Annotated in this window: 2 protein-coding genes; both read left to right on the top strand. The window is 43.1% G+C overall.

Features of this window, described 5'->3' with window-relative positions; translation table 11 throughout:
- Positions 1–836, top strand: an 836-nt coding sequence (gene yidC / locus B4H32_RS05305; protein WP_286800570.1) for a membrane protein insertase YidC, incomplete at its 5' end; no start/stop codon positions are given.
- A 114-nt stretch (positions 837–950) separates the two neighbouring features.
- Positions 951–2,306 (top strand): tRNA uridine-5-carboxymethylaminomethyl(34) synthesis GTPase MnmE, encoded by a 1,356-nt coding sequence (gene mnmE, locus B4H32_RS05300; protein WP_004683886.1) that lies wholly within the window; start codon positions 951–953, stop codon positions 2,304–2,306.
- Positions 2,307–2,508 lie beyond the last annotated feature (202 nt).

The following is a 2,508-nucleotide window of genomic DNA, read 5'->3' as shown; positions in this document are numbered from 1 at the left end:
CATATAATGCAAAATTAGAGTCACGTCAGTCTACGAACGGCATGAATATCATAGGCTTCACCTCTCCAGTGATCAATGTACCTGCAGGTACTTCAATGGAAGTGGATGCTAAACTGTATTCAGGTCCAAAAATCCAATCTGAACTCAAAGACTTGGCTGCTGGTTTAAACCAAACTGTTGATTACGGTTGGTTATGGCCAATTGCGAAATTATTGTTCTTGGGCTTGCAATTCTTCCATAACATTATTGGTAACTGGGGCTGGTCAATTATCTTATTGACGATCTTGGTGAAGTTGATTTTATGGCCACTTTCTTCAAAAAGTTATCGTTCGATGGCGAAAATGCGTGTGATTGCACCAGAAATGCAACGCATGAAAGAAGAATTTGGTGAAGACCGCATGCGTTTCTCACAAGAAATGATGGCGCTCTATAAGCGTGAACAGGTTAACCCTCTGTCTGGTTGCTTGCCATTGCTATTGCAAATGCCAATTTTCCTAGCCTTGTATTGGGTATTGATGGAATCGGTTGAACTGCGTCATGCACCGTGGTTAGGTTGGATTCAAGATTTATCTGCGATGGATCCATGGTTTATCTTGCCGTTGATCATGGGTGTCACCATGTATGTTCAGCAGATGCTTAACCCACAACCAACGGATCCAATGCAGGCAAAAGTATTCCGTATCATGCCAATCATGTTTACGGTATTCATGTTGTTCTTCCCTGCGGGCTTAGTGCTTTACTGGATCGTCAACAATAGTATTACCATTTTGCAACAATGGTTTATTAACAAAAGCGTCGAAAAAGACCGTCTCAACAAGGTTGAGCCGAGCGCTTAAGTCCGAACTTTTACTGAATAAATCCGCTTAAGATGGTAATCTTGGGCGGATTTTTCTTTGTCTGTATTTAGGGTTCCTGTTTCATAACCCTTGTGTTTTTTAGGTGAATTTAACATGCAACATCAAACCACAATTGCTGCGATAGCTACCCCATTAGGTCGTGGTGGTGTGGGCGTGATTCGACTTTCTGGACCAAAAGCTTATGCGATTGCAGAACAGTTGACCCATAAACAATTACCTGCTCCACGTATGGCAGGTTTCCGTCAGTTTTGTGATGCCGATGGCTCAGTGATGGATGAAGGGATTGTGTTGTGTTTTCCTAATCCCCATTCGTTTACGGGCGAAGATGTGGTGGAATTACAGGGGCATGGTGGTCCTGTTATCCAAAATGCTTTGCTGGCACGTTTGCTCGATCTGGGCGCGAGTGCTGCAAAAGCGGGTGAGTTTTCTATGCGTGCCTTTGAAAATGGCAAAATGGATTTAGTACAAGCAGAAGCAATTGCCGATTTGATTGATGCCACTTCACAGGCGGCAGCACGTTCTGCCGTTCGCTCTTTGCAAGGTGTATTCTCAACCAAAATTAATACAGTTTTAGAAAAACTCATTCACTTACGTTTGCATGTTGAAGCTGCGATTGATTTCCCTGAAGAAGAAATTGATTTCCTTGCTGATGGCAAGATTTTGGCTTTGTTGGATGAGGTACAGGACTCAGTTCAAGCGGTACAGCAGTCTGCTCGTCAAGGACAGCTATTACGTGAAGGTTTACAGGTGGTAATTGCGGGTAAACCAAATGCGGGTAAATCGAGCCTGTTAAACGCACTGGCGGGCCATGAACGTGCTATTGTGACGGATATTGCAGGCACCACCCGAGATGTGCTGCATGAAAAGATCAGTTTGAATGGTTTGCCGATCACCCTAACTGACACTGCTGGTTTACGTGAAACGGGCGATATTGTCGAGCAGGAAGGGATTCGTCGTGCGATCAAGGAAATTGAACAGGCGGATTTATTGCTGTTGGTGTATGACTTGAATCAAGGTGATGAGCCATTGCAATTAGCGCATGAATATTTTTCAGAGCATCTTGAGCCAAAACGTTTGCTATTGATTGGCAATAAATGCGATTTAACGGGGCAAGATGCCACATTACGTGATTATCAAGGCTTCCGTCATATCAGTGTCTCCGCAAAACAAGATATGGGGGTTCAGGCACTCATAGAGGCGATTACAGCGCATGCGGGCTTCCAGCCTGAAGAAGACACCTTTATCGCCCGAACACGTCATTTAGATGCAATGAAGCGTACTCAGCGCTATCTTGCAGAAGCACGTGAGCAGTTAGTTGTGTTTAATGCAGGTGAATTGGTCGCAGAATCATTGCGACTGGCTCAAAATGCGTTGGGCGAAATCACTGGTGATTTCAGTGCTGATGATTTACTCGGAAAGATTTTTGGTTCATTCTGTATTGGAAAGTAATTTGAACCTATTTTATTGGCTCTAGACTAGCAGATTACCCTTAATTTTACCTAATTAGATTCCTTGAAAATAGTTTTTATCAAAACGAATTTTAAGCATCATTGTGAATCTGGATATGACCCAATGAACGCTTGTGGTGGAATTATTCCAAAATTTAATGCGATGATCTACCTTATTCTGGTTTTATCCGAATAGCCGTAAA

This window comes from Acinetobacter sp. UBA2063 (genome assembly GCF_002333245.1).
In the GTDB taxonomy this organism is placed as follows: Bacteria; Pseudomonadota; Gammaproteobacteria; order Pseudomonadales; family Moraxellaceae; genus Acinetobacter; species Acinetobacter parvus.
The sequence above is the reverse complement of the archived record's forward strand: the minus strand, read 5'-3'. Positions and strand labels throughout refer to the sequence as shown.